Origin of the sequence: Paenibacillus sp. GXUN7292 (assembly GCF_050864975.1) — a bacterium.
Classification (GTDB): Bacteria; Bacillota; Bacilli; order Paenibacillales; family Paenibacillaceae; genus Pristimantibacillus.
This window is the reverse complement of record NZ_JBOZWO010000096.1, coordinates 1-1,293: the sequence shown is the minus strand read 5'-3', so window position 1 is coordinate 1,293 and position 1,293 is coordinate 1. Positions and strand designations below refer to the sequence as shown.

Here is a 1,293-nt window from a genome sequence, read left to right as displayed (position 1 = left end):
CTGGACCTCTGTCAAGAAAGTAGACACATATTTAAGAGACTCGTTTCTTGAAACGTTGTGCAAATTTTACTGGAGACATATAACCAATTGAGCTATGAATTCTTTTACGGTTATAGAAAAACTCAATGTATTTGTAAATCTCGTCGTAGCTTTGTTGCTGTGTTTTGAATTTCTTACAATAAATAAGTTCCTTTTTCAAAATACTGTGAAATGATTCTATACAAGCATTGTCGTAACAATTGCCCCTTCGGCTCATACTCGCAGTCATCTGGTAGGATTCGAGTCGGCCACGGTATTCGTGTGAAGCATATTGCGTTCCTCTATCGGAGTGATGAATAAGTCCTTTTTTAGGTTTCTTTGCCGCATAGGCATCATCAAGAGCGCCTAACACCAGTTCCACCGTCATTCGATCGCCTAACCGCCACCCTACAATCTCACGTGTACACAGATCCATCACACTAGCTAGATACAACTTACGCTCGCGACAAGGAATGTAGGTGATGTCCGTAACCCAAACTTTTTCTGGTTCGAGGACTTTAAAATTCTGGTTCAGCAAATTGGGAGCAATAGGATTGTTATGATCTGAATCAGTTGTACATACTTTAAATTTCTGGGCTACGCAGGAACGAAGATTTTGCTCTTTCATGTAAATACTTACGGTCCGCTCAGCTATTTTGTATTTTTCATCTACCAGCAGTTTAGTAATTTTGGGGCTACCATAACGTTCCTCATTATCGTAGAAATGGAACTGGATTCGCTCGATCACTTTCAGTTTACGCAGTTCTTGCTGACTAGGCTCTGCATGTAGCCATTTATAAAATCCGCTCCGGGAAACGCCCATCACTTTGCACATCTTCTCCAGGCGAAACTCGGAGCGATGATCTTCAATGAATTGAAACCTTACTGACTTGGTTTGCTGAAGATGTGCAGCGCCTTTTTTAAAATCGCTAATTCCTCTCGTAAATCTTCGTTTTCACGCTCACGCTGTAGCTTCTCTACTTCCTGCTTTTTTAGAAGCTGCTCCAGTTGACGGACTTTCTCTTGTGCAGCCAAAGGTTCATTCTCGAACTGACGATATTCAGAAATCCATTGGTAAATGGTACTCTTAGCGATATTCAACTCTTCACAAATGTCTGCTACAGACTTCGTCTGTTCCTGGATGTATTTCACTGTCTGCCTTTTAAACTCTTCATTATACCGTTGTCGATGCTCCCCCATTGTGGACACCTCCTATTTGTTAATGGTATTATCTACTGTCTGTTAAGGGTGTGTCCACTTTTTATTCTAGGCGCA

2 protein-coding genes are annotated in these 1,293 nt (G+C 41.3%); both read right to left on the bottom strand.

Annotation, left to right across the window (positions count from 1 at the left end):
* Positions 1 to 31: 31 nt before the first annotated feature.
* Entirely contained in the window at positions 32 to 889 is an 858-nt protein-coding gene (locus tag ACRRU2_RS28495; RefSeq protein ID WP_331702759.1) for an IS3 family transposase, read from the bottom strand.
* Positions 890 to 900: 11 nt separating this feature from the next.
* On the bottom strand, positions 901 to 1,218 hold the full coding sequence (locus ACRRU2_RS28490; RefSeq protein WP_331702758.1) for a transposase: 318 nt from the start codon (positions 1,216 to 1,218) through the stop codon (positions 901 to 903).
* Positions 1,219 to 1,293: the final 75 nt, after the last annotated feature.

Coding starts and splice junctions, on each gene's coding strand:
- ACRRU2_RS28490 (WP_331702758.1), bottom strand. CDS start 1,218: ATGGGGGAGCATCGACAACGGTATAATGAAGAGTTTAAAAGGCAGACA.